Annotated in this window: 1 protein-coding gene; it reads right to left on the bottom strand. The window is 50.0% G+C overall.

Annotated features, from left to right (window positions below):
- Window positions 1-64 precede the first annotated feature (64 nt).
- Window positions 65-1,191 (bottom strand): IS3 family transposase gene (locus JWJ90_RS22735; RefSeq protein WP_205229500.1). Its coding sequence is split into 2 segments (ribosomal slippage): window positions 65-936 and window positions 936-1,191, totalling 1,128 coding nucleotides; the frame shifts between segments, so codons are not numbered across the junction.
- Window positions 1,192-1,280 lie beyond the last annotated feature (89 nt).

The following is a 1,280-nucleotide window of genomic DNA, read 5'->3' as shown; positions in this document are numbered from 1 at the left end:
ATGAGAGGTGGCCTCACTCGTCTGAACAAGTTTTTTCAATTCTTAAGTGGAATCTCCGCCAGTGTTAAGCCGCCATCTTGACTATCGGCAGCATTGAAACATACGCCTCATCGGGCGTTTTCTTTTTTAATCTGGAGTGCGGTCTGAAGCAGTTGTACCAATCCAAATAGCGCTTGATCGATATGCGTGCTTCGTTAACGGAGTCATAGGCATGCAGATAGACCTCTTCATATTTGACCGATTTCCATAAGCGTTCCACAAATACATTGTCTCGCCAAGCTCCTCGGCCATCCATGCTCAGTTTACAGCCTCTTGCTTTCACTGTCTGAACAAATTCTTCGGCAGTGAACTGGCTCCCCTGGTCAGTATTGACGATCTCAGGTGTGCCATGACGAGTGAATGCTTCCTGTAAAACATCCACAGCATGGCTGGCCTCTAGGGTTATGGCAACCTTGGCAGCCAACACCTTTCGGCTGGCCCAGTCAACAACTGCGGTCAGGTAGACAAAGCCCTTTGCCATTGGGATGTATGTTGTATCCAGCGCCCATACCTGGTTGGCTCGGCTGATGATCATACCCCGTAAAAGATACGGATACACCTTATGCCCTGGGTGTTTCTTGCTCGTCCCCGGCTTCCGGTAAACTGCCTCGATGCCCATACGCTTCATCAGGGTGCCTACATGCCTACGGCCGACAGGAGCGCCACGCCGTACCAGCTGATCACGAAGCATGCGCGCCCCCATAAATGGATGCTCAAGATGTAATTCGTCTAGATGACGCATCAGCTTAAAATCAGACGATGAGACAGGCCGAGGCCGATAATAGAGGCTACTGCGGCTAATTCCGACCAGTTGAGCCTGCTTTTTCAAGGGTAGCGGGTGATTGCGGTCTATTACCGTTTTGCGCTCAGCAATCCCACCTTGTTGAGCGCGGTTTCTAAAAAATCATTTTCCAGCGTCAATTGACCTATCTTGGCGTGCAGCGATTTCAGGTCAACGTCAGGCTGCTGAGGAGATTTATTGAAAACTCCCGCAGCGCCTTCGACCATTTGCCGCTTCCATGTGGTGATTTGATTAGGATGTACCTCGAATTGTTCGGCTAATTCAGCGAGTGTTTTCTCACCGGCTATCGCCGCCAGAGCCACTTGTGCCTTAAATGCCGCAGTATGTTTTCGTCGTTTTCCTTTTGCCATTTTCTGCTCCATGTTGTGCCCATCTATAGGCATCAGTGGTAGCAGAAATTCCACTTAAGGGCTTGTCCAAATTTCCGGGGCCACTTCTA

The organism is Desulfobulbus rhabdoformis (assembly GCF_016919065.1).
GTDB lineage: Bacteria > Desulfobacterota > Desulfobulbia > Desulfobulbales > Desulfobulbaceae > Desulfobulbus > Desulfobulbus rhabdoformis.
This window is presented reverse-complemented; position numbering and strand designations above follow the sequence as displayed.